This window comes from Pseudomonas sp. NY15364 (genome assembly GCF_048068235.1).
GTDB lineage: Bacteria > Pseudomonadota > Gammaproteobacteria > Pseudomonadales > Pseudomonadaceae > Aquipseudomonas > Aquipseudomonas mendocina_D.
In genome coordinates this window covers 137,458-161,250 of sequence record NZ_JBLUPX010000002.1, presented here as the reverse complement: position 1 = coordinate 161,250, position 23,793 = coordinate 137,458, and the positions used below count along the sequence as shown (strand labels likewise).

The 23,793-nt window shown below is 64.4% G+C and carries 22 protein-coding genes; 15 read left to right on the top strand and 7 right to left on the bottom strand.

Annotated features, from left to right (window positions below; translation table 11 throughout):
• Positions 1-6: 6 nt before the first annotated feature.
• From ACNFCJ_RS03095 to ACNFCJ_RS03070, 6 genes are all read left to right on the top strand, one after another.
• Positions 7-1,044, top strand: a complete 1,038-nt coding sequence (locus tag ACNFCJ_RS03095) for a trans-3-hydroxy-L-proline dehydratase (protein WP_125874515.1) — start codon at positions 7-9, stop codon at positions 1,042-1,044.
• A 198-nt stretch (positions 1,045-1,242) separates the two neighbouring features.
• A complete protein-coding gene (locus ACNFCJ_RS03090) occupies positions 1,243-2,181 on the top strand; it encodes a dihydrodipicolinate synthase family protein (RefSeq protein ID WP_416769763.1) in 939 nt (312 codons plus the stop codon).
• A 156-nt stretch (positions 2,182-2,337) separates the two neighbouring features.
• A complete protein-coding gene (gene dctP / locus ACNFCJ_RS03085) occupies positions 2,338-3,390 on the top strand; it encodes a TRAP transporter substrate-binding protein DctP (protein WP_125880693.1) in 1,053 nt (350 codons plus the stop codon).
• Positions 3,391-3,448: 58 nt separating this feature from the next.
• A complete protein-coding gene (locus ACNFCJ_RS03080; RefSeq protein ID WP_125874512.1) occupies positions 3,449-3,955 on the top strand; it encodes a TRAP transporter small permease subunit in 507 nt (168 codons plus the stop codon).
• Between the two features lie 3 nt (positions 3,956-3,958).
• Entirely contained in the window at positions 3,959-5,269 is a 1,311-nt protein-coding gene (locus ACNFCJ_RS03075) for a TRAP transporter large permease (RefSeq protein ID WP_416769762.1), read from the top strand.
• A gap of 53 nt (positions 5,270-5,322) precedes the next feature.
• Positions 5,323-6,906 (top strand): aldehyde dehydrogenase (NADP(+)), encoded by a 1,584-nt coding sequence (locus ACNFCJ_RS03070; protein WP_416769760.1) that lies wholly within the window; start codon positions 5,323-5,325, stop codon positions 6,904-6,906.
• Positions 6,907-6,972: 66 nt separating this feature from the next.
• Here ACNFCJ_RS03070 and ACNFCJ_RS03065 read toward each other — a convergent pair whose 3' ends face one another.
• The 3 genes from ACNFCJ_RS03065 to hexR all read right to left on the bottom strand — a co-directional run bounded on the left by ACNFCJ_RS03065 (position 6,973) and on the right by hexR (position 9,229).
• On the bottom strand, positions 6,973-7,980 hold the full coding sequence (locus tag ACNFCJ_RS03065; RefSeq protein ID WP_416769759.1) for an Ldh family oxidoreductase: 1,008 nt from the start codon (positions 7,978-7,980) through the stop codon (positions 6,973-6,975).
• A gap of 105 nt (positions 7,981-8,085) precedes the next feature.
• Positions 8,086-8,268: a PA3496 family putative envelope integrity protein gene (locus ACNFCJ_RS03060; RefSeq protein WP_416769757.1), complete on the bottom strand. Its 183-nt coding sequence runs from the start codon at positions 8,266-8,268 to the stop codon at positions 8,086-8,088.
• A gap of 94 nt (positions 8,269-8,362) precedes the next feature.
• Positions 8,363-9,229, bottom strand: a complete 867-nt coding sequence (hexR, locus tag ACNFCJ_RS03055; RefSeq protein WP_003464720.1) for a transcriptional regulator HexR — start codon at positions 9,227-9,229, stop codon at positions 8,363-8,365.
• 288 nt (positions 9,230-9,517) lie between these two features.
• On the opposite strand from hexR, the gene zwf reads away from it, so the two are divergent.
• On the top strand, positions 9,518-10,942 hold the full coding sequence (gene zwf, locus ACNFCJ_RS03050) for a glucose-6-phosphate dehydrogenase (protein WP_416769826.1): 1,425 nt from the start codon (positions 9,518-9,520) through the stop codon (positions 10,940-10,942).
• 14 nt (positions 10,943-10,956) lie between these two features.
• On the opposite strand, the gene ACNFCJ_RS03045 is transcribed toward zwf, so the two are convergent.
• Together ACNFCJ_RS03045 and znuA are read right to left on the bottom strand one after the other, a co-directional pair.
• Positions 10,957-12,198, bottom strand: a complete 1,242-nt coding sequence (locus ACNFCJ_RS03045; RefSeq protein ID WP_416769755.1) for an MFS transporter — start codon at positions 12,196-12,198, stop codon at positions 10,957-10,959.
• A gap of 213 nt (positions 12,199-12,411) precedes the next feature.
• A complete protein-coding gene (gene znuA / locus ACNFCJ_RS03040) occupies positions 12,412-13,344 on the bottom strand; it encodes a zinc ABC transporter substrate-binding protein ZnuA (protein ID WP_416769754.1) in 933 nt (310 codons plus the stop codon).
• A 66-nt stretch (positions 13,345-13,410) separates the two neighbouring features.
• On the opposite strand from znuA, the gene ACNFCJ_RS03035 reads away from it, so the two are divergent.
• From ACNFCJ_RS03035 to ACNFCJ_RS03005, 7 genes are all read left to right on the top strand, one after another.
• Positions 13,411-13,896 (top strand): Fur family transcriptional regulator, encoded by a 486-nt coding sequence (locus ACNFCJ_RS03035; RefSeq protein WP_074855791.1) that lies wholly within the window; start codon positions 13,411-13,413, stop codon positions 13,894-13,896.
• Positions 13,893-14,681, top strand: coding sequence for a zinc ABC transporter ATP-binding protein ZnuC (znuC, locus tag ACNFCJ_RS03030; protein WP_416769753.1), 789 nt, complete (start codon positions 13,893-13,895; stop codon positions 14,679-14,681). The genes ACNFCJ_RS03035 and znuC overlap by 4 nt, the downstream gene beginning before the upstream one ends.
• Complete coding sequence (znuB, locus tag ACNFCJ_RS03025; protein WP_416769751.1) at positions 14,681-15,469, top strand: zinc ABC transporter permease subunit ZnuB; 789 nt, start codon at positions 14,681-14,683, stop codon at positions 15,467-15,469. The genes znuC and znuB overlap by 1 nt, the downstream gene beginning before the upstream one ends.
• Before the next feature lie 89 nt (positions 15,470-15,558).
• A complete protein-coding gene (locus ACNFCJ_RS03020; protein WP_416769749.1) occupies positions 15,559-16,404 on the top strand; it encodes a PA5502 family lipoprotein in 846 nt (281 codons plus the stop codon).
• A gap of 184 nt (positions 16,405-16,588) precedes the next feature.
• Positions 16,589-17,596 carry a methionine ABC transporter ATP-binding protein gene (locus ACNFCJ_RS03015; RefSeq protein ID WP_416769748.1) on the top strand — a complete coding sequence of 336 codons (1,008 nt, stop codon included), beginning with the start codon at positions 16,589-16,591 and terminating at the stop codon, positions 17,594-17,596.
• On the top strand, positions 17,596-18,264 hold the full coding sequence (locus ACNFCJ_RS03010) for a methionine ABC transporter permease (RefSeq protein WP_012020239.1): 669 nt from the start codon (positions 17,596-17,598) through the stop codon (positions 18,262-18,264). The genes ACNFCJ_RS03015 and ACNFCJ_RS03010 overlap by 1 nt, the downstream gene beginning before the upstream one ends.
• 61 nt (positions 18,265-18,325) lie before the next feature.
• Entirely contained in the window at positions 18,326-19,096 is a 771-nt protein-coding gene (locus ACNFCJ_RS03005) for a MetQ/NlpA family ABC transporter substrate-binding protein (RefSeq protein ID WP_179574908.1), read from the top strand.
• A 119-nt stretch (positions 19,097-19,215) separates the two neighbouring features.
• Here ACNFCJ_RS03005 and ACNFCJ_RS03000 read toward each other — a convergent pair whose 3' ends face one another.
• Positions 19,216-20,070 carry a LysR substrate-binding domain-containing protein gene (locus ACNFCJ_RS03000; RefSeq protein WP_106734151.1) on the bottom strand — a complete coding sequence of 285 codons (855 nt, stop codon included), beginning with the start codon at positions 20,068-20,070 and terminating at the stop codon, positions 19,216-19,218.
• 143 nt (positions 20,071-20,213) lie between these two features.
• Between ACNFCJ_RS03000 and ACNFCJ_RS02995 the strand changes: the two genes are divergently transcribed.
• On the top strand, positions 20,214-20,639 hold the full coding sequence (locus ACNFCJ_RS02995) for a VOC family protein (protein WP_084341967.1): 426 nt from the start codon (positions 20,214-20,216) through the stop codon (positions 20,637-20,639).
• Between the two features lie 33 nt (positions 20,640-20,672).
• On the opposite strand, the gene ACNFCJ_RS02990 is transcribed toward ACNFCJ_RS02995, so the two are convergent.
• Positions 20,673-23,555 (bottom strand): EAL domain-containing protein, encoded by a 2,883-nt coding sequence (locus ACNFCJ_RS02990; protein ID WP_416769746.1) that lies wholly within the window; start codon positions 23,553-23,555, stop codon positions 20,673-20,675.
• Positions 23,556-23,793: the final 238 nt, after the last annotated feature.

The following is a 23,793-nucleotide window of genomic DNA, read 5'->3' as shown; positions in this document are numbered from 1 at the left end:
TGCGCCGTGCGCTCCAGCAAAGTCATTCATGTGGTCAGCTGCCACGCCGAGGGCGAGGTAGGTGACGTCATCGTCGGCGGCGTCGCGCCGCCACCGGGCGATACCCTGTGGCAGCAGTCGCGCTGGATCGAACAGGACGACTTCCTACGCAACTTCGTGCTCAACGAGCCGCGCGGTGGCGTGTTCCGCCACGTCAACCTGCTGGTGCCGGCGAAGAATCCCAAGGCGCAGATGGGTTGGATCATCATGGAACCGGCCGACGTGCCGCCGATGTCCGGCTCCAACTCGCTGTGCGTGGCCACCGTGCTGCTCGACAGCGGCATCCTGCCAATGACCGAGCCGCAGACCCGGCTGACCCTGGAAGCCCCCGGCGGCCTGGTGGAAGTGGTCGCCGACTGCAAGGACGGCAAGGCCGAGCGCGTCGAGGTGAAGAACGTGCCGTCCTTCGCCGACAAGCTCGACGCCTGGATCGAGGTCGAAGGCCTCGGCTCGCTGCAGGTGGATACCGCTTACGGTGGCGACAGTTTCGTCATCGTCGATGCACACAAGCTGGGCTTCTCCATCGCCCCGGACGAAGCGGCGGACCTGGTCGCCACGGGACTCAAGATCACCCAGGCAGCCAACCAGCAACTCGGTTTCAGCCACCCACTGAATCCGGACTGGAGCCATATTTCCTTCTGTCAGATCGCCGCCCCGGTGGTGCACGAGAACGGCATCGCCACGGGCGCCAATGCCGTGGTCATCCGCCCCGGCAAGATCGACCGCTCACCTTGCGGTACAGGCTGCTCGGCGCGCATGGCGGTCATGCATGCCAAGGGCCAATTGGCGGTGGGCGAACGATTCATAGGCCGCTCGATTATCGGCTCACAATTCCACTGCCGCATCGACTCGCTGACCGAGGTCGCCGGCCGCACCGCGATCTACCCATGCCTGTCCGGGCGCGCCTGGATCACCGGCACGCACCAGCACATGCTCGACCCGAGCGATCCGTGGCCGATCGGCTATCGCCTCTCGGACACCTGGCCGGTGGAATTGAAGCTGTAGAAAGGCAACAAAAGAATCGAGCAATCACTGTGGGAGCGGACTTGTCCGCGAATGTTCAGGACTAAAAGATCGCGGACAAGTCCGCTCCCACAAATATGCAGTGAACCGGGCTCAGGCCCACACCATGGAAATAGAGGGTTTACTACGACCGCTTATTTTCGTATACGAAATACTTTAATTCTGCCTGGAGGCAACACTATGAACAGCAACATCTTCACCGGCACCATCCCCGCCCTGATGACACCCTGCACCGCCGAGCGCAAGCCGGACTTCGACGCCCTGGTGCGCAAGGGCAAGCAGCTGATCGAGACCGGCATGAGCGCCGTGGTCTACTGCGGTTCCATGGGCGACTGGCCGTTGCTCACCGAAGCCGAGCGCCAGGAAGGTGTGGCGCGCCTGGTGGCAGCCGGCATCCCGACCATCGTCGGCACCGGCGCGGTGAACAGCAGGGAAGCCGTATCCCACGCCACCCATGCCGCCAAGGTCGGCGCCCATGGCCTGATGGTTATCCCCCGCGTGCTGTCCCGTGGCGCCTCGCTGACCGCCCAGGAAGCGCACTTCGCCGCCATTCTCGAAGCGGCACCGAAGCTGCCGGCGGTGATCTACAACAGCCCGCACTACGGCTTTGCCACCCGCGCCGACCTGTTCTTCAAGCTGCGTCAAAAGTACCCCAATCTGATCGGCTTCAAAGAGTTCGGTGGCGCCGCCGCCATGTCCTACGCCGCCGAGCACATCACCTCCCAGGATGACGATGTGATCCTCATGGCCGGCGTCGATACCCAGGTGATGCATGGCTTCGTCAACTGCGGTGCCACCGGCGCCATCACCGGCATCGGCAACGTCCTGCCGCGCGAAGTGCTGCAACTGGTCGAGCTGAGCAAGCAGGCCGCCAAGGGCGACGCCATTGCCCGCCGCCGCGCCCATGAGCTGTCCGAAGCACTGAATGTGCTGTCGACCTTCGACGAAGGCACCGACCTGGTTCTCTACTACAAGCACCTGATGGTGCTGGGTGGCGACCCGGAATACACCCTGCACTTCAACGAAACCGATGTGCTCAGCAAGGCCCAGCGCAACTACGCCGAGATCCAGTACAAGCTGTTCCGCCAGTGGTACGCCAACTGGTCGGCCAGCGCCTGATCGCTGTACGTCCGTGCTTGCCGAACGGGCACCACCCGTTAATTGCTGTATGGACGCGGGAGGCCATCCCTCCCGCTTCTTTGGCTTCACCTACCTTGCCTGACGAATGCGCAATCCGTGCACCGGGCAAACACGATAAAGACCAAGGGCAACAGGATGATCAACAAGACTACCCAGCTTTTCGCCGCTCTCGGCCTCGCGCTTTGCTGCGCTACCAGCCAGGCGGCCAGCTACACCTACTCGGTACCAACCTCCGTGCCGGAAGGCAGTTTCTTCTTCGACAACTTCCTCAAGCGCTTCGCCAGCAACGCCGCGCTGCTCACCGACGGCGAGGTGAAGATTCGCCCGGTCGGCGCCGGCGTCATCGTGCCGCCGTTCCAGGTCTACGAGTCGGTGCAGAACGGCGTGCTCAAGGCCGGTCACTCCACCCCCACCTACCTGGTCAACCAGGATCCGCTGAACAACGTGTTCGCTGGTTATCCGGGCGGCATGTCCGGCGAGGAAACCCTGGCCTGGCTGTATGAAGGCGATGGCCTAAAGTACCTGCAGGAATTCCGCCGCAAGAACATGGGCCTACACAGCCTGGTCGTGGGCGTCGGCAGCACCGAAGTGCTGGCGCACGCCAACAAGAAGATCGAGAAACTGGAAGACTTCAAGGGCCTGAAATTCCGCACCGCCGGTGCCTGGGCCGAGGTCATCCAGCAGGTCGGCGCTTCGCCTACCGTGATACCGCCAGGCGAGATCTACACCCTGCTGCAACGCAAGGGCGTGGACGCCGTCGAGTGGGCCACCCCAGGGGCCAACCTGACCGAAGGCTTCCACGAAGTGGCGCCTTACCTGCTCACCCCCGGCGTGCACCAACCGTCGTTCGTCTGGGAGTTCTTCATGACCGAGGAGAACTGGAACGCCATCGACGAGAAGACCCGCGCCAAGCTGGAAGAAGCCGCCAAGCTGACCACCCTGCAGAGCTACTTCCACTTCCTCGACCGCGACATGAAGGCGATGGACACCTACCGCAAGGCCGGCATCGAAATCATCCAGCTGGACAAGAGCATCACCGACGACCTGGCCCAGCGCGGCAACAAGCTGATCGCCGACAAACTGGAAGCGCGCAAGGCGGACGACATCGACGCCAAGGCCATCTTCAAGGACTACAGCGACTACCTGCAGCGCTGGTCGGAAAACTCCTCCTATCTCTACAGACATTAAGTACCACGACTGACGAGACAAGGCCGGCCACCACCGGTGGCCGGCCGCAGGAGGAGTTATGAACAACAAATGGTACAACTGGCCAGCACAGGCCCTGCTCTGCATGGCCGCCTGCATGACCCTGGCACTAGTGCTGATGATGATCTACGAGGTCTTCGCCCGCTATGCCCTGCACAGCCCGACGCTCTGGGCCTTCGATGTTTCCTACATGCTCAATGGCTGCATCTTCCTGCTGGGTTGCGCCTACGCGCTGAAGGAAGAAGCTCATGTGCGTGTCGACTTTCTTTCCTCGCGGCTCAAACCGGCCGCCCAGCGCTGGTTCAACGCGGCGTTCTACCTGCTGGTACTGGTGCCCACCATCGGCGGCCTGACCTTCGTCGCCGGGCGACGCGCCTGGCACGCTTTCGCCACTGGCGAAGTGGAACATGTCAGCCCCTGGGCGCCACTCATGTGGCCGTTCTACCTGGCGCTGGCGCTCGGCCTCGCCGGCCTGACCTACCAGCTCATCGTCGATGCCGTGCTGTTCATCGGCAATCGCAAGCAGCCCGGCTCCAAGGAACACTGACCGATGATGGAATACCTACCTGTACTGATGTTCGTCCTGCTGTTCCTTTTCATCTTCCTCGGCGTCCCGGTGTCCTTCTCGCTGATCAGCGTGTCGTTCCTGTTCGGCATGTTCCTGTTCGGCGACAATATCCTCCAGCAGATGTACGGCTCGCTGCTGCAGGCCTCGACCAACTTCGCGCTCTCGGCGATACCGCTGTTCGTGCTGATGGGCGCGATCCTGGAGCGAACCGGCCTGGCGCAGCGGCTATTCAATGCGTTACAGCTGTGGCTCGGTGGCTTCTCCGGCGGCCTGGCGATCTCCTCGATGCTGATGTGCGGCATCTTCGCCGCCAGCTCCGGCGTGGTCGGTGCGGTGGAGATCGTCGTGGGCATGATGGCCATCCCGGCCATGTCCAAATACAAGTACGACCGCGCGCTGATCTCCGGCACCATCTGCGGCGGCGGCTCGCTGGGGGCGATCATTCCGCCGTCGGTGATCGTCGTCGTGTATGCCTCGATGGCACAGCTGTCGATCGGCCAGCTGTTCGCCGCCACGCTGTTCCCCGGCCTGCTGATGCTCGGCATGTTCCTGCTCTACATCATCATCGCCTGCTGGCTGAAGCCCTCGCTGGCACCGGCCGTGCCGGAGATGAATGCCACGCCGCTGGGCGAGAAGCTGAAGATCACCCTCAGCGCGCTGATCCCGCCGCTGCTGCTGATCGCCGCCGTGCTCGGCTCGATGCTCGCCGGCATCGCCTCGCCCACCGAATCGGCTGCGGTCGGTGCCTTCGGTGCCGGCTTGCTGGCCATCTGGTTCCGTGAGCTGAGCGTGGCACGCCTGATCGAAGCGCTGATCAGCACCATCAAGATCACCTCGATGATCATGCTGATCGTCGCCGGCGGCATCATGTTCACCGCCATATTCGCCGCGGGTGGCGGTGGCTGGATGATCGGCGAATTCATGGAAGAGATGAATTTCAGCCCCTACGTGCTGATCCTCATCCTGATGACCATGGTGTTCTTCGCCGGCATGGTGCTGGACTGGATTTCCCTGGTGCTGATTTTCGTACCGATCTTCACCCCATTGATCAAGGCTGCCGGTATCGACCCGGTGTGGTTCGCGGTGATGTTCATGGTGGTGGTGCAAACCTGCTACCTGACGCCGCCGCTGGCGCCCTCGGTGTTCTACCTCAAATCCATCGCCCCGCCGGGCTACAGCTACGGCGTTATGTACCGCGGGGTGCTGCCGTTCATCGCCATCCAGTTACTGCTGTTCCTACTGATCCTGGCCATGCCCGGCATCGCCACCTGGCTGCCGAAGCAGCTGTTCTGACCTGATCGCGCGCCTCTCGCCGAGGCGCGTCCCAACATCTATCTGGAGTTCACATGTCCGACCGTATCGGCTACAACATCATCGGCGAGCTGTTCAGCGCCGCCGGTTCCGTCACTTTGCAGAGCCTCGACGCCAGTACCGGCGAGGCCCTGCCGTTCCGTTTCCATCAGGCCACCGCCGAAGAAGTGGAAAGCGCAGCACACAGCGCCGAGGCCGCCTACCCGGCATTTCGCAGCCTGCCCGCCGTGCGCCGCGCCGAGTTTCTCGACGCCATCGCCGATGAACTCGACGGGTTGGGCGATGACTTCGTCGCCATCGTCTGCCGCGAAACCGCGTTACCAACCGGGCGCATCCAGGGCGAGCGCGGCCGCACCAGCGGGCAGATGCGCCTGTTCGCCAAGGTGCTGCGTCGGGGGGATTTCCACGGCGCCCGCATTGACCGTGCCCTGCCGGATCGCCAGCCCCTGCCGCGCGTCGATCTACGCCAATGCCGCATTGGCCTCGGCCCGGTCGCCGTATTCGGCGCCAGCAACTTCCCGCTGGCGTTCTCCACTGCCGGCGGCGATACCGCCTCGGCGCTCGCTGCCGGTTGCCCGGTGGTGTTCAAGGCGCACAGTGGCCATATGGCCACTGCCGCCTTCGTCGGCGAAGCAATTCTGCGTGCAGCCAGCAAGACCGGTATGCCGGCCGGCGTGTTCAACATGATCTACGGCAGCGGCGTCGGTGAGGCGCTGGTCAAGCACCCGGCCATCCAGGCCGTCGGCTTCACCGGCTCGCTGCATGGCGGCCGTGCCCTGTGCGACATGGCAGCGGCGCGCCCGCAACCGATCCCGGTATTCGCCGAGATGAGCTCGATCAACCCGGTGGTGGTACTGCCCGGCGCGCTGGCCAGCCGTGGCGAACAGATCGCCCGCGAACTGGCCGACTCGGTGGTACTCGGCTGCGGCCAGTTCTGCACCAACCCCGGCCTGGTGATCGGCATCGCCTCGCCGGACTTCAGCCTGTTCACAGCCAATCTGATCGCCGAAATCGGCCAGCGCCCGGCGCAGACCATGCTCAATGCCGGCACGCTGAAAAGCTACGAGAAAGGTCTGGCGGCGCTGCACGCGCACCCGCGCATTCGCCATCTGGCCGGCCAGCAGCAGGAAGAGCGCCAAGCGCAACCACACCTGTTCCAGGCCGATGCCGGCCTGCTGATCGAAGGTGATGGACTGTTGCAGGAAGAGGTGTTCGGCCCGCTCACGGTGATCGTCGAAGTGGCCGACAAGGCCGAGTTGATCCGCGCCTTGCAAGGCCTGCGCGGCCAACTGACGGCCACGCTGACCGCCGAACCGGATGACTTGCAGGCCCACGGCGACCTTTTGTCACTGCTGGAACAGAAGGTCGGCCGCGTACTGTTCAACGGTTATCCAACCGGCGTGGAAGTCTGCGATGCCATGGTACATGGCGGCCCCTACCCGGCCACCTCGGACGCACGCGGCACCTCGGTCGGCACCCTGGCTATCGACCGCTTCCTGCGTCCGGTGTGCTACCAGAACTGCCCGGACGCCTTGCTGCCGGACGTCCTGAAAAACGCCAATCCGCTGGGCATTGCGCGGTTGGTCGACGGTGTCACCACGCGGGAAGCGCTGGCCTGAAATCTGTGTCGGCTCGGTAACCAGCGCTTTCCCCCTCTGCCCCGGCTTGCCGGGGCTTTTTTGATCTCAGCCGCGCAGGGCAACCAGGTCCTGATAGAGACTGTCGGCGATTTCCACACCCGCCACCAGGCTTTTGGCTCGCGCCTCGTAGCGGCGTTGCGAAGGCAGCCGCGCGCCCTGGCCCTGAATCGCCTCAAACAGACTCTCGGCACGAGCCAAGTGGACATCGGCCTGCTCGCCGAGAAAGCGCTGCGGATCGAACGCGATGATCAGCTCACCGTGATACGGCAAGGCATTGTGCCCGGCATCGAACACGCCGGACTCGACACTGGTGAGGTCACCGATCAGCGGCCCGGCAATCAACTCGATCATCGCCGAGAGCGCCGAGCCCTTGTGCCCGCCAAAGGTCAGCATGGCACCATGGTCGAGCACTTCAGCCGCATCATCGCTGGGTTGGCCTTGGCGATCCACGCCCCAGCCGCTAGGCAGCGGCTTGCCGGAACGACGGTGCAACTCAATCTCGCCACGAGCCACAGCACTCGTGGCGAAGTCAAAGACGAAAGGGTGGCTCCCGCTGCGCGGCCAACCGAACGCAATGGGGTTGGTGCCGAACAAAGGTCGGCTACCGCCAGTCGGGGCAACGTAGGCCTGGGTGGGGTTGCAGGCCAACGCCACCAGGCCCAGCTCGGTGATCGCCTCCATCTCCGCCCACAATGCGGAAAAGTGCACACAGCGGTTGATCGCCATGGCGGCAATGCCATTGCTGCGGGCTTTCTCGGCCAGCAGTGGCAAGCCGGCAGCGAAAGCCAGCTGTGAAAAGCCGCCACAGGCATCCACCCGCACCAGCGAAGGTGCCTGATCGAATACCTGTGGCTCGGCATCGGGCACCGCCTTGCCAGCCTTCAGCGTACGCACGATACCCAGCAGGCGCCACAGGCCATGAGACTTACAGCCATCACGCTCGCCAGCGGTGACGGTGGTGGCGATGGCCTGGACGAAGGCTTCGCTGAAACCGGCATGGCGAAGAATGTCGGCAGCCAGTTCATGGGCTTCGGTAAGGGTCAGTCGGGTCATAGCAGGCTCCTTGCAGTCAGCCTGCTACATTGACCCGCTCTCGCCGTGACCGCTTGATCGCTTTACGCTGGAGGCATGCCGAATTCGGCACACCGACGGGCGGGCTCAGGCTGCCCGCCGAGCACCGCTCAACTCGGGGAAGTCGGCAAGTTCGCGTTGCAGCCGGCATTGCTCGGCATAGTGTTCGATAGCCCGGCGATAGGCCATGCGGCGCTGGTCTTGCAGCTTGCGCCGGGTCTTGGCATCAGGTTGGTCGTGCAGGTGCGCGTCATCGAAGATACGAGGCATCTCGGTTCTCCCGGAACGAGGACTGGAGTACCCAGCTTCACCCGGGGAGATGACGCTTTGACGGCGTGAAGATGAACAGGCGATGAACCCGCTCTCAATCCTCGCTGTTACGCAGCGACTTCGGCGACAGACGCAAACTGCGCAGGCTGCGCTTGACGCTCTTGAGGTGGTTGACCAGGCTCGGCCCGCGCGCCATGGCCACGCCCATGGCCAGCACATCGATCACCACCAGGTGGGCGATGCGCGAGGTCAACGGGGTGTAGATCTCGGTGTCTTCCTGCACATCGATGGCCAGGTTGACAGTCGACAGCTCCGCCAGTGGCGTCTGGCTAGGGCACAGGGTGATGAGGCTGGCGCCGGACTCGCGCACCAGGTTGGCGGTGATCAGCAGGTCCTTGGAGCGACCGGACTGGGAGATGCACACCGCCACGTCGCCCGGCTGCAGGGTCACCGCACTCATCGCCTGCATGTGCGGGTCGGAATAGGCCGCGGCGTTGAGCAGCAGGCGGAAGAACTTGTGCTGAGCGTCGGCAGCCACCGCGCCGGATGCACCGAAACCATAGAACTCCACGCGCTGCGCGTTGGAGCAGGCGGCGATGGCGCGCTGCAGCGCCTCGGGGTCGAGCTTCTCGCGCACCTCCATCAGCGTATGCAGGGTGGTGTCGAAGATCTTCAGGCTGAAGTCGGCGACCGAGTCGTCCTCGTGAATCGCGAACTGACCGAAGCTGGCCCCGGCAGCCAGACTCTGCGCCAGCTTCAGCTTGAGGTCCTGGAAGCCACTGCAACCGATGGCGCGGCAGAAGCGCACAATGGTCGGCTCGCTGATGCCGACGCTGTGCGCCAGTTCGGCCATGGAGCTGTGCATCACCGATGCAGGATCGAGCAAGACGTGATCGGCCACCTTGAGCTCGGACTTGCGCAGCAGGTGGCGCGACTGGGCGATGTGTTGCAACAGATTCACTGAGATAGGCTCTATGCAGAAAAGGGTCTACCGCGGCACTCGGCGGGTCATAGCTCGGTTATGATCGACGGGCGGCGGTTGTAGTGACCTTGTAGTTATACTACATAGCTCGCGCTCGCGCACAGCCAAGCCACTGCCAATTCGCTGAACGAACTTTCCGGTATGCCCGCATGCCGAAGAACACAGGCATACCTGAGGACGTTTTCGCGCCCCTCTCATGCGAACGCAGGCCGCTTGCAATGGCCTGCCACAACGAGTCGGAGTCTTCCCTTGAGCATCCCCTGCGACATGCTGGTCTTCGGTGGTACGGGCGACCTGGCCCTGCACAAATTGCTGCCGGCGCTCTATCACCTGCACCGCGAAGGACGTCTGCACGCCGATGTGCGCATCCTCGCCCTGGCCCGCAGCAGCCACAGCCGCGAGGCCTACCAGGCCCTGGCCGAGCGTCACTGCCGTGCCCAGGTCGCCCGTGCCGATTTTGCCAACGAGGCCTGGGCCAGCTTCGCCGCACGCCTCGACTACTTCGCCATGGATGCGGCGCAAAGCGCCGATTTCGGCCGCCTGGCCAAACGCCTGGGGCGTGATGACGGGCGTGTACGGGTCTATTACCTGGCTACCGCCCCGAGCCTGTTCGAAGCCATCGCCGCACACCTGGCCAACGCTGGTCTGGCCGGGCCGGCAGCACGCATCGTGCTGGAAAAGCCCATCGGCCACTCGCTGGAGTCAGCTCGTGCGATCAACGCCGCCATCGGCGCCGTATTTGACGAAACGCGGGTGTTTCGCATCGATCACTATCTGGGCAAGGAAACCGTGCAGAACCTGATGGCGCTGCGCTTCGCCAACGCCCTGTTCGAGCCGGTCTGGCGTGCCGGACATATCGATCACGTGCAAATCAGCGTGTGCGAAACCCTGGGCGTGGAAAACCGCGGCGGCTACTACGACAAGGCCGGCGCCATGCGCGACATGATCCAGAACCACCTGCTGCAACTGCTCTGCCTGGTGGCCATGGAGGCGCCGGTGCGCTTCGACGCCGACGCGGTGCGCAACGAAAAGGTGAAGATCCTCGAAGCACTGAAACCCATCTCCGGCCTCGACGTGCAGGACAAGACCGTGCGCGGCCAGTACACCGCCGGCAAGATCGGCGGCCACGACGTCCCCGCCTATTACTTCGAGAAGAACGTCGACAACGACAGTGATACCGAGACCTTCGCCGCCGTGCAGGTTGAGATCGACAACTGGCGCTGGGCCGGCGTGCCCTTCTACCTGCGCACCGGCAAGCGCCTGGCGAAGAAGGCCTCGGAGATTCTGATTCAGTTCAAGCCGGTGCCGCACCGCCTGTTCAACGATGGTGAAGCCAACCAACTACTGATCCGCCTGCAGCCGGAAGAGCGCATCAGCCTGCAACTGATGGCCAAGAACCCCGGCAAGGGTATGCACCTGAAACCGGTGGAGCTGGACCTCAACCTGGCCAATGCCTTCAACCAGCAACGTCGCTGGGATGCTTACCAGCGCCTACTGCTCGACGTGATCGAAGGCGACTCGACGCTGTTCATGCGCCGCGACGAAGTGGAGGCGGCCTGGCAATGGGTCGACCCGATCCTGCAGGGCTGGCACCAGCACTACCAGAGCCCGCGCCCCTATCCGGCCGGCAGCGATGGGCCGGAACAACTGCAACACCTGCTGGAGCGTCACGGCCGGCATTGGGCGGAGTGATCCGCCCCGGTCACTCAGGCGGGCTTGCGGCGCCCATGCATGAGCACGACCACCAGTACCTGCATCCCCAACACCCCCGCTCCGACGAACAAGCCCTCATAGCCCAACGCCTTGGCCAGCACCCCGCTGCTGGCCCCGACGAAGCCGGACAGCAGCAACTGTGCCGAGGCCTGCAAGGTGAAGTCGGCGCCTTCGTGTTCGGGGCGGCACATGCGCATCATCGCGGCGAACAGGGCGACGGTGGACATGCCGTCGGCCACCTGTTCGAACAGAGTCACGGCATAGACCAACCCGGTATTGGCGCCCTGCCCCACCAGCAAGGCCAGAGCGGCGATGCCGATGGCTTGCAGGGCGCCGAACAGGACCAGCGCACGCAGCACGCCGATGCGCGCGTAGAGCAGGCCGCCGAGCAAGGCACCGCCGATGCCGGCCAGGCTGCTGATCAGGGTCAGTTGGCCTAGCGCTGCAGTGCTCCAACCCTGATCCACCAGCATCGGTTTGATCATCGGCGAGCCGAGCGAGTCGCCCAATTTGAAGGTCAGCACCACAGCCAGCCACAGCAGCATGCCGGGTTGCGCCAGCAGGCCACGGTAGTGATCCAGTAGCAGGCGCGGGCCGAAGGCGTGCTCCGCCAAGGAGGGCTGGAAGGGCAGCACGCGGCGCTCGGGAAACAGCCAGATCGGCACAGTCATCAGCAGGATCAGGCCGGCCACCAGCCCCACAGCCAGATTCCAGCCTAGCGGGTCGATCACCAGCAACAGGCCGCTGCCGCTGACGATCATGCCGACCTTGTAACCGCCCACCTGCAGGCTGTTGCCCAGGCCACGCCAGCGTTCGGGCAGCAAGCGTACGGTGAGCCCGTCGGTGGCGATGTCCTGGGTCGAGGCCAGCAAGTTGATCAGCAGCAGCAAACCAAGCAATAACCACAGGCCGGAGCCGAACAGCGTCTGCGGTGCCAGCAGCGCCAGTGCCGCGACACAGGCGATGACGCCGCTTTGCAGCGGCAGGATCCAGCCACGGTGATGGCCCAAGCGGGGCGAGGCCAGACGATCGATCCAGGGTGCCCAGAAGACCTTGAGCAGCCAGGGCAGCGCCAATAGTTTGAGCAGACCGACCAGCGCCAGGTCGACGCCATGCTGGCGCAGCAGCACCGGTAGCGAGTGGGCGATCAGCCCGGATGGCAAACCCTGAGCACAATAGAGCGAGGCCAGCAGCACCAGCGTGGCGTTGGACGGGCGAGGTGCAGTGGGCGACATGGCGGGCGCTCGCGGCAAAAGCGCAAGCCTAGTGGTTTGCGCATGCGGGCGGCAACGAGGCGGTGGTTACAGTTCGTAGCGCGACGGGGCGCGGCTGGAGCCCCTGCCACAAAAGCCTGGCCAGCCCGTGGTCCGGATGCAATCCGGGGCGCTTCAACCGCGAATGAATTCGCTCCTACACAGGGCCTGCCGCTGGACTCTCCAATGCGTGTCCTACAGGCTATTCAGGCACTCGCTCAGGCCGCCAGCCAGATTCTCCAGCAGTTGCTCGTAACCGCTGGCGTCGACCGGCAAAGCACCGCCCAATGCATCCAGTTCCGCCAGTTTCACCGGCAAGCCTGCGGTCAGGGTTTCAGCCAGACGCGGACGTAGCGGCGGTTCGCTGAACACGCAGCTCGGGCCAGCCTGTTGCAGCGTCTTGCGCATAGCAGCGACATGCCGCGCACCGGGTTGTACTTCGGTCAGCACGCTGAATACACCGGCGTGCTTGAGGCTGTAGGCGGCCTCGAAATAGTCGAAGGCCTCATGGAAGACGAAATACGGCTTGCCCTGCAAGGCGGCCAGTTGCGGGCGAATGCGGCCATCAAGCGCATCCAGGCGCGCTTCGAAGGCTTTGAGATTAGCGGCGTAACGCGCGGCATTGGCGGTATCCAGCTTGGCCAGGTCTGCCGCCATGCGCGCGGCGATGACCTTGGCGTTGTCTGCTGCCAACCACAAATGAGCATCCAGGCTACCCGGGCGGTGGTCGTGATCGTGGCCTAGGTCGTCGCCAGCATGTGCGTGATCATGATCGTCGTGATCGTGTTCCTCATGACTCTCGCCGAAATGACGCAGGGTCATACCGGGCAGGTCCTGCACGGCCACCTGAGGCTTGTCACGGCTACCCAGCACGCGCGGCAGGAAGGCCTCCATGTCCGGTCCGATCCAGTACAGCAGGTCAGCATCACGCACTCGCCGTACGTCGGACGGGCGCAACGCATAGTGGTGCGGCGAAGCACCGGGCGGCAGCAACACCTCGGGTTCGCCAACGCCGTCCTGCACCGCTGCGGCGATCAGTTGCAGCGGTTTGATACTGGTCAGCACACGCACTTCGGCCTGAGCGCTGGCGACGAAAAACAGGGTAAAGAGGCAGAAAAGACGCAACACGGGGCATACTCGAATGGCATTGAACAGGTAATATAATAACGTCTCTCACTCGCTCCGTCCTTGCCCATGACCGACACGCCCCTGGCTGCACGCCCTCACGACCACTCTCGCTGCGTCAGCCATGCTCTGGCCGAGGCCGAAGCCATCTGCGCGCGCCAGGGCCTGCGCCTGACTGCTCTGCGCAAACGCGTGCTGGAACTGGTCTGGGCCAGTCACAAGCCACTCGGGGCCTATGACATCCTCGGCGTATTGAGCGATGAAGACGGTCGCCGCGCGGCGCCGCCCACGGTGTACCGCGCACTGGATTTCCTGCTGGAAAACGGCCTGGTACACCGCATCGCATCACTTAACGCCTTCGTCGGCTGCAGCCATCCCGAGCACCCGCATCAGGGCCAGTTCCTGATCTGCCGAGCGTGCCATGCGGCGACCGAACTGGAACAAGCCACCATCAGTCAGGCCATCGTCGACAGTGCAGCCGGCGTCGGTTTCGTCGTCGAGGGTCAGACCGTGGAAGTCGTCGGCCTGTGCGCCGGTTGCAAGGGCACGGCATGAGCGACGCGCTAATCCGCCTCGACGGCGTCGCTGTCAGCTTCAACGGCCAGCCGGTGCTGGATAACGTGCAACTCAGCGTACAGCCCGGCGAGATCGTCACCCTGATCGGCCCCAACGGCGCCGGCAAGACCACCCTGGTGCGCGTGGTACTCGGCCTGCTGCAGCCCGAACGAGGCAGCGTGCGCCGCACGCCGCGCCTACGCATTGGTTACATGCCGCAAAAGCTCCATGTCGACGCCACCCTGCCGCTGTCGGTGCTGCGCTTTTTGCGCTTGGTGCCGGGTCTAGATCGCCAGCGCGCGCTGGCAGCACTGGCTGAGGTCGGCGCCGAGCAGGTGATCGACAGCCCGCTACAGAGCATTTCCGGTGGCGAGATGCAGCGCGTGTTGCTGGCCCGCGCCCTGCTGCGCGAGCCGCAACTGCTGGTACTCGACGAGCCGGTGCAGGGCGTCGACGTCGCCGGCCAGGCCGAGCTGTACCGGCTGATCTCGCGGCTGCGCGAGCGTCACGGCTGCGGCGTACTGATGGTCTCGCACGACCTGCATCTGGTGATGAGCGCCACCGATCAGGTGGTTTGCCTCAACCGCCATGTCTGCTGCTCCGGCCACCCGGAGCAGGTCAGCGGCGACCCAGCCTTTATCGAACTGTTCGGCCAGGACGCCAAGAGCCTGGCCGTCTACCACCACCATCATGACCACGATCACGACCTGCATGGCAGCGTGGTCAAGCCCGGCCTGACCATTCACGGCCCGGCCCACGTCCACGGCCCGAACTGTAAACACTGATGCCTGACTTTCTCCTCAACGCTCTGCTCGCCGGCCTGGCGCTGGCCCTGGTAGCCGGCCCGCTCGGCTCCTTCGTGGTCTGGCGGCGCATGGCCTATTTTGGCGACACGCTGTCGCATGCCGCCCTGCTCGGCGTGGCGCTGGGCCTGCTGCTCGACGTCAGCCCGACCCTCACCGTGACCGTCGGCTGCGTGCTGCTCGCCGTGCTGCTGGTGACCCTGCAGCAGCGCCAGCCACTGGCCTCCGACACCCTGCTGGGTATCCTCGCCCACAGCACCCTGTCACTGGGCCTGGTGGCGCTGAGCTTCATGCATGACGTGCGCATCGACCTGATGAGCTACCTGTTCGGCGACCTGCTCGCCGTCAGCCCCACCGATCTGGCCTGGATCATCAGCGGCAGCGCCCTGGTGCTGGCACTGCTGGCCTGGCTGTGGCGACCGCTGCTGGCGATCACCGTGCACGAGGAACTGGCGCGGGTCGAAGGCCTGCCTGTAGCGGCGATTCGCCTGGCGCTGATGCTGCTGATCGCTGTGGTGATCGCCGTGGCGATGAAGATCGTCGGCGTGCTGCTGATCACTTCCCTGCTAATCATCCCCGCCGCCGCCGCCCAGCGCCACGCACGCACGCCGGAACAAATGGCCGTGGGCGCCAGCTTGCTCGGCCTGGTGGCCGTGTGCTGCGGTCTGGCGCTGTCCTGGTATCAGGACACGCCGGCCGGGCCATCCATCGTGGTCAGCGCTGCTGCGTTGTTCCTGGCCAGCTTTGCGCTGCCCAAGCGCAACAGCTGATGGCGCGCTCTGCGTAGCCGATCAAGATGAAATCAGCGGTACGAACCTGTATGATTGCGCGTTTTTTGCACAATTCGAGACGCGTAGTTATGAAGTCGTTCGCTTTTCGTGGTCTTCCGCTTTTTCTGGTTCTACTTCTGGCCGGTTGCCAGAGCAGCCAGCAGCACAGCCTCCCGCCGGTCGATGATCTGGTCATCGCCTTCCGCCAGCTCGACCTGAGCCTGGCCGAAGAGCGTCTCGATGATGCGCGCAGCCAACTCAACACCCTGCAGCAACGCGCCAGCCGCGACACGCGTCTGGAGCAGTACCAGCGCCAGCTGGCCGAGGCCTACATGGAACAGGGCCGCGAAGCACTGCAGCAGGGCAATCTGGATCGCGCCGCGCAGTCCTTGGGCCAGGCCCGCAGTCTGATGCCGCAGGCGCCGGCCCTGAGTCACGACCTCAACCAGGCCATCGACAGCGCACGCACGGCACGCCAGACGGCCGCCGAACAACAGGCGCGCGATGCTGCCGCCAAGCTCGATGCCGAGCGTCAGGAACAACTGCGTCAGCAGCGCCTGGCCAGTGAGCACCAGGCTGCCGCCAAGGTAGCAACGGCTCAGGTAGCGGCGAGCCAGCCGGCCCCCGTGGTCGAGAGCACACCTAAAGCACGTCTGATCGACCCAAGCGCCGCCACCAGCGTCGTGGCGTTGCCTATGCTGGACAGCCAGGACAACGAAAACCTGCGCCGACTGCTCGACGGCGTCGCCGCCGACGTGGTGACCTTTCGCTGTGCGGTGCGCATCGAAGTGCGCGAGGCCAAGGATTACCCCTGGGTCGCGGCGCTGCTCTCGGCGCGGATCAAGAAGCTCGACCCGAGCTTCCGTCCGCAGTTGAGCCAGAAGATCGCGCCACAACAGGTACCGCGCCTGCTGTTGAGCCCACAACGCAACTGAGGAAGGGCGCGCACTACCGCTGATCGTTAATGCCATTTTGTAATAACCATAGGCCTACAAAGATTTTCTCGGCCTAAACACTGCCGGGTAAACTAGCGCACTTTTGCGCCCTACCCGGCGCCCGATGCGCCGGCTCGACAACTCTCTGGAGCCGGCGACTGAACACACCCAAAAGGTCGTTCGCGTGATCCAGTTTCAATCCGTCCACAAGGCCTACCGCGTCGCAGGCCGCGAGATTCCGGCACTGCAGCCCACCACGCTGCAGGTCGGCAGCGGCCAGGTGTTCGGCATCATCGGCCATTCCGGCGCCGGCAAGAGCACCCTGCTGCGCCTGATCAACCGCCTGGAAGAACCCTCCGGCGGGCGCATCGAGATCGACGGCGTCGACGTCACCGCTCTCGATGCCAATGGCCTGCGCCGCTTCCGCCAGCAGGTCGGAATGATCTTCCAGCACTTCAACCTGCTGTCGTCGAAGACCGTTGCTGACAACATCGCCATGCCGCTGCGTCTGGCCGGCGAGCTGAGCCGCGCCGAGATCGACGCCCGCGTCGCCGAACTGCTGGCGCGCGTCGGCCTGCAGGATCACGCCAACAAATACCCGGCGCAGCTCTCCGGCGGGCAGAAACAGCGCGTCGGCATCGCCCGTGCGCTGAGCACCCGGCCGAAGATCCTGTTGTGCGACGAGGCCACCAGCGCCCTCGACCCACAGACCACCACCGCCGTGCTGCACCTGCTGGCCGAGATCAACCGCGAACTGGGCCTGACTATCGTGCTGATCACTCACGAGATGGACGTGATCCGCCGCGTCTGCGACCGCGTGGCGGTGATGGACGCCGGCATCATCGTCGAGGAAGGCCCGGTGGCCGAGGTGTTCCTGCACCCGCAGCACCCGACCACGAAGCGTTTCGTGCAGGAGTCCGAGCACGTCGACGAAGCCGAACAGTGCGATGACTTCGCTCATGTCGAAGGCCGCATCCTGCGCCTGACCTTCCAGGGCGAAGCCACCTACGCACCGCTGCTGGGCACCGTGGCCCGCGAGACCGGGGTGGACTACAGCATCCTCGCCGGGCGCATCGACCGCATCAAGGACACCCCCTACGGCCAGCTCACCCTGGCCCTGACCGGTGGCGACATCGACGCCGCGCTGGCGCGCTTCGAAGCCGCCGACGTGCATCTGGAGGTACTGCGCTGATGCTCGAACAACTGCTGCCCAACGTGTTCTGGCCGGAAATCTGGCAGGCCAGTCTCGATACCCTGAACATGCTGCTCGGCTCGATGCTGTTCACCGTGCTGCTCGGCCTGCCGCTCGGCGTGCTGCTGTTCCTCACCGGCCCGCGCCAACTGTTCGAGCAGAAAGCCCTGTATGGCGCGCTGTCGCTGGTGGTGAACATCCTGCGCTCGGTGCCTTTCGTCATCCTGCTGATCCTGATGATTCCCTTCACCGAGCTGCTGGTCGGCACCTCGCTGGGCGTGGCCGGCGCCATTCCGCCGCTGGTGGTGGGTGCCACACCGTTCTTCGCGCGCCTGGTGGAAACCGCCCTGCGTGAAGTCGAGCGCGGCATCATCGAGGCGACCCAGGCGATGGGCGCTACCACCTGGCAGATCATCACCCGCGCGCTGCTGCCCGAAGCGTTGCCCGGCCTACTCGCGGCCACCACCGTCACCGCGATTACCCTGGTTTCCTACACCGCCATGAGCGGCCTGATCGGCGGCGGCGGCCTCGGCGACCTGGCCGTGCGCTACGGCTACCAGCGCTACCAACCGGACGTGATGGCCGTGACCGTGATCCTGCTGCTGATTCTGGTGCAGGTGCTGCAGATGGTCGGGGATCGCCTGGTGGTGCATTTTTCCCGTAAATGATGAAAAGCGGCGACTCGCCACCCGCGAGACCCGCGCCAACCTTCCCAAAAGGAACCTTGAAATGAAGAAACTGCTGACTGCCATCGCCGCCTGCGCGGCCTTCTCGGCCCAGGCCGAAACCCTCAACGTCGCTGCCACCCCGGTGCCGCACGCGGAGATCCTCGAGTTCGTCAAACCAGCCCTGGCCAAAGAAGGCGTGGAGCTGAAGGTGCGTGTGTTCACCGACTACGTGCAGCCCAACCTGCAGGTACAGCAGAAGAACCTCGACGCCAACTTCTTCCAGCACCAGCCGTACCTGGACGAGTTCAACGCCAGCCGCAAGACCGAGCTGGTCAGCGTTGCCGGCGTGCACGTCGAGCCCTTCGGCGCCTACTCCAGCAAGATCAAGGATCTGAGCGAGCTGCCGCAAGGCGCCACCGTGGCCATCCCCAACGATGCCACCAACGGCGGCCGTGCCCTGCTGCTGCTGCAGAAGGCCGGCGTGATCAAACTCAAGCCGGAAGCCGGCATCCTCGCCACGCCGAAGGACATCGTCGAGAACCCGAAGGCGATCAAGGTGCGTGAACTGGAAGCGGCCACCCTGCCGCGCGTACTGAGCCAGGTCGACCTCGCCCTGATCAACACCAACTACGCCCTGGAAGCCAAGCTGAACCCGACCAAGGACGCCCTGGCCATCGAAGGCAGCGACTCGCCGTACGTGAACATCCTGGTGACCCGCGCTGACAACAAGGACAGCGAGGCCGTACAGAAGCTGGTCAAGGCCCTGCACAGCGCCGAAGTGAAGCAGTTCATCGAAGAGAAGTACCAGGGCGCCGTCGTCCCGGCGTTCTGATCGCCGCCGACCGCTCTTGCTGTAAACAATGCCGCGCCGCTGCAAAGCTGCGCGGTATTTTTATGCGTGGAATCTCAGCGATCCGTAGGGTGCGCCGTACGCACTGCCAACAATACGGATCAGCGCCGCAGGCACTCCAGCAGACAATCCAGCGCCGGCTGGCGCTGCGCACGGCGCACCAGGGCGACCAGCTCGCGATGGAAGGTCAGCGCGCCCAGCTCGATCACCCGCAGCCGCGTCGGCCGTTGCAGCCACAGGCCCGCACGCGGAACCAGGGCCACGCCCATACCGTTTTCCACCAGGCGCACGATGGCATCCAGCTCATCCAGCTCCAGCGCCTCACGTACGTTCAGGCGCTGTTCGCGCAGAAAGCGGCTGACCTGACGACCGCCGAACGAGGCGCGGTCGTAGCGCACGAAGGGCTGCTCCGCGAGCAGCCGCAGCGGGTCGTCGCCCGGCACGTCCAGTGGCGCAATAAGCACGAAAGGCTCCTGTGCCAGCGGCACTTCCAGGATTTCCTTGGGCAAGGCGAACGGCGGCTTGATCAACAGGGCCAGGTCCAGCTCACCGGCATCCAATTGGCTGAACAGCTGTAGGGAAACGCCCGGCACCAGCTTCAGCTCGACGAGCGGTGCCAGCTGGCGAAAACGCGGTAAAGCCTCGGCCAGCAGACCAGTCTGCAAGGTAGCGATGGCACCGACGCGCAATTCGCCCTGCCATTGATCGGCAGCCTGTGGCAGCGCCATCTGCGCATACAGCGCGAGCATCTGCTCGGCCAGCGGCAGGGCGTGGCGACCTGCGGCGTTGAGCACGGCGGCGCGGCCACTGCGGTCGAACAGGCGTACACCCAGGTGTTGCTCCAGCACGCGCATCTGCGCGCTGACCGCAGACTGGGTCAACCCCACCTGCTGGCCGGCAGCGGCGAAGGTGCCCAGGCGAGCGACGGTGACGAAGGTTTTCAGTTCGCGCAGCATCGAAGCCTCGACTAATCAAAAATATTTGAGCTTGTGCGCAAGGATATTCGCTTTAGAACAATTTAGCTGTTGATAGGCTGGTGCAATGAACACCGATGGCGGGTTGCACCCGCCCTACACACAATAACCAGAGGTATTCCGTGATGTCCCTTGCGCCCTTCCACCTGGCAATTCCCGTTCATGACCTGGCAGCAGCCCGGCATTTCTACGGCGAGGTATTCGGCTGTGCCGAGGGTCGCAGCAGCGACCACTGGGTAGACTTCGATTTCTTCGGCCACCAGTTGGTGATCCATGAAGCGCCGAAGATGGCCTACCAGGAATCGGCCGCCAGCAACCCCGTGGACGGCCACGACGTGCCGGTGCCGCACTTCGGCGTGGTGCTCGGCTGGGCCGACTGGGAAGCGCTGGCCGAGCGCCTGCGCAGCCGCGAAACGAAATTCGTCATCGAGCCCTATGTACGCTTCAAGGGCCAGGTCGGCGAGCAGGCCACCATGTTCCTCCTCGACCCCTGCGGCAACGCGCTGGAGTTCAAGGCGTTCAAGGACATCGGCCAGCTGTTCGCCAAGTGAACGCAGGCTACCTGGGGAGCGAGCAAATGCCGCTCAATCCAGTGGATTATCGATCTGCGCACGCAGCAGCTCGGCGAAGGCGCTTGCCTCCACCGGGCGGCTGATCAGAAAGCCCTGGATCTCATCGCAGTTCTGGCTCTTGAGAAAGTCCATCTGCGCCTGGGTTTCCACGCCCTCGGCCACCACTTTCAGCTCCAGGCTGTGAGCCATGGCGATGATCGCGCGGGTGATCGCCGCGTCTTCGCCACCGGGCGAGAAATCGCGGATGAAGGTCTGGTCGATCTTCACGTAATGCACCGGGAAGCGCTTGAGGTAACTGAGCGAGGAATAGCCGGTGCCAAAGTCGTCGATGGCCAGCTTGACCCCCAGTTCGCGCAGCTGGCGGAAGGTGACGATGACGCTGTCGACGTTGTCCAGCAGCTGGCTTTCGGTCAGCTCCAGTTCCAGATACTGCGGCGCCAGGCCGGTCTCTTCGAGCACCTGACGCACCAGGCTGGTGAGGTTGCCCTGGCGCAGCTGATGCACCGAGATGTTCACCGACACACGGATTTGCGCCAGCCCCTGGCGCTGCCATTCACACGCCTGCTGGCAGGCCTGACGCAGCACGAACTCGCCAATCGGTGCGATCAGCCCGGTTTCCTCGGCCAGACCGATGAACTCGCTCGGCGGCACCATGCCCTGTTGCGGATGGCGCCAACGCACCAGCGCCTCGGCAGCATTGAGCTGGTCGTCGGCGAGGTTCAGTTTGGGCTGGTAGAACACCTCCAGCTGGCCTTCGTCGATGGCCTTGCGCAGCTGGTTCTCCAGTTGCAGGCGCTCCAGGGTGCAGGCCTGCAGGTTGTCGGTGAAGAACTGGAAGGTGTTGCCGCCCAGATGTTTGGCATGTTGCACGGCCATATTGGCCTGGCTGATCAGCGCGCTGATCTCGCGCGCGTAGTCCGGCATCAGGCTGATGCCCAGCGAGGCGCTGATCACCAGTTCGTGGCCACCAACGGTCATTGGCACACGCAACTTGGCCAGTAACCGACTGGCCACCCGTGCCAGGCTGGAAAGGCTGCCATAGGCATCGAGGATGATGGCGAACTCATCACCCGAGAGCCGTGCAATGCAGTCAGCTTCCGGCACGGCCTGGGTCAGGCGACGGCTCATCTGGCGTAGCAATTGATCCGCCACTTCATGGCCGAGGCTGTCGTTGAGCAGCTTGAAGCGGTCCAGGTCGATATGCACCAGAGCGATGCTGCGGCCGCTCTGGCGGGCGCGCTGGCTGGCATCGTGCAGACGCTCCTTGAACAGGCTGCGGTTGGCCAGGCCGGTCAGATCATCGTAGTGCGACAGGTAGCGCAGGCGCTCCTCGGCCTCGCGCCGCGCACTGAGATCGGCGAAGAAGCCGACGATATGGCTGGGCCGACCCGTTACATCGCGCACCAGATTGAGCTGCAGCCACTGCGGGTAAAGCTCGCCACTCTTGCGCGTCTCGATCAGCTCGCCCTGCCAGGTGCCGGTGCTGTCCAGTTCCTGGCGGATCATCTGGTATTGCCGGCGCATCTCGCGGTTGCCGATCAGGCTGGTCACCGTGCGCCCGACCACTTCCTCACGGCTGTATCCGGTCACCGCGCTGAACGCGCGGTTGACCGCCAGCACACAGTAGTCGGGGTCGAGGATGAAGATGCCTTCGCTGGCCGCTTCGAACACGGTCGCCGCCAGACGCTGTTGCTGCTCCTGCTGACGCCGCGCACTGACATCGCGCCGCGTGCCGAGCATGCGCCGTACACGGCCGGCGGCGTCGCGCTCGACCGCACGGCCACGGTCCTCGACCCAGACCCAGTGACCATCGACATGGCGCACGCGGTACTCGATCTGATAATCCTCGCTGCGCCCCTTGAGGTGCCGGACCAACGCCCGGCGCAACCCTGGCAGATCATCCGGATGCAGGCGCGGGGTCAGGTCGCGCAGCATCACCTGCACCTGCTCCGGCTCCAGACCGAACAGCTCGCGCAGGTGCGAATGGTGCACCTGATCGCTTTCCAGATCCCAGTCCCACAGCCCCAGCTCACTGGCCTCCAGCGCCAGGGCCAGGCGCTCCTGACTCGTGCCCAGGGCATGAGTCGCCTCGTCCAGCTCCAGGGTACGCTCGGCCACGCGCATTTCCAGCGCACCATGGGCACCGCGCAGCTCACGTTCGGCGCGACGGCGTTGCTCAACCTCGCGCGCCAGCTCTTCGTTGAGCCCTTCGGCGCGCTGCTTGGCGCGCTCCAGGTTGCTGATCAGCGCCAGGTTATGGAACCGTTGCAGCAGGCTGCGCTGTACCAGGCGATTGACCTGCCAGGCCACGATCAGCAAGGCAAGAAACAGGATCAGCCCAAGCAGCCCCCAACCGCGTTGCAGGCTGTTGTCGGCCAGCAGCAGATAGGTCACCGAAGGCAGCAGGCAGGGCAAGGCGAAGCTGAGAAAGGCCGACAGGCTGACGGCATAGGCCACGCTGGCTGAAAGAATCGCCGCAGCGATCAGACCATAGACCAGCGCCTGCTGGTAGAAGACATCGACGGGCACCAGCACGATCACGGCGAAGGCGAGGGTCAACCCGGATGCACCGGCGCCGAAGAGGAAGATGCGGCGCCAGTAGGGTTCGGCCTGGCGGCTCGGCAGCGCCGCGTTGAAGGCATTCACCTGGGTCAGACGCAGCAGCACCAGCAACACCACCCAGCCCAACCATGCTGCGAGCATGAGGGCGCTCTGCTGATTCCACAGCAATAGGCTGCAGGCCAGGCCAACCAGCAGCATGAGCAGAGTGGGCAGGCGCGAGCCCAGAAACAGCAAGCGGGTGCGCTCGACGGCAATATCCGTGGCGAACTGACGTTCAGCCTGATGCGGGTCCAGCGTCACCTCTTGAACTTCGGCGCTAGTCGTGGCGGTCATGGGCGATTTCTTGTAATGATTGCCTGAGGGGCTGCGGTGTTTTTCAGCTGCCTCAGCCCTGACGTCGCGGGAGAATACCCGAGACAGACGCTCTGCCCAACAATGATGTGGCCCCCTTTCACAGCTTGACGCCCAACTTTTGGCGGGCACCGGCAGAGCATGATGGCCTTTGGCCGCCTGACCAGGCGCATCTGCGCCCTGACCTGCCAGTCGTCGGTTGCATCGGACGCGTTTCTCC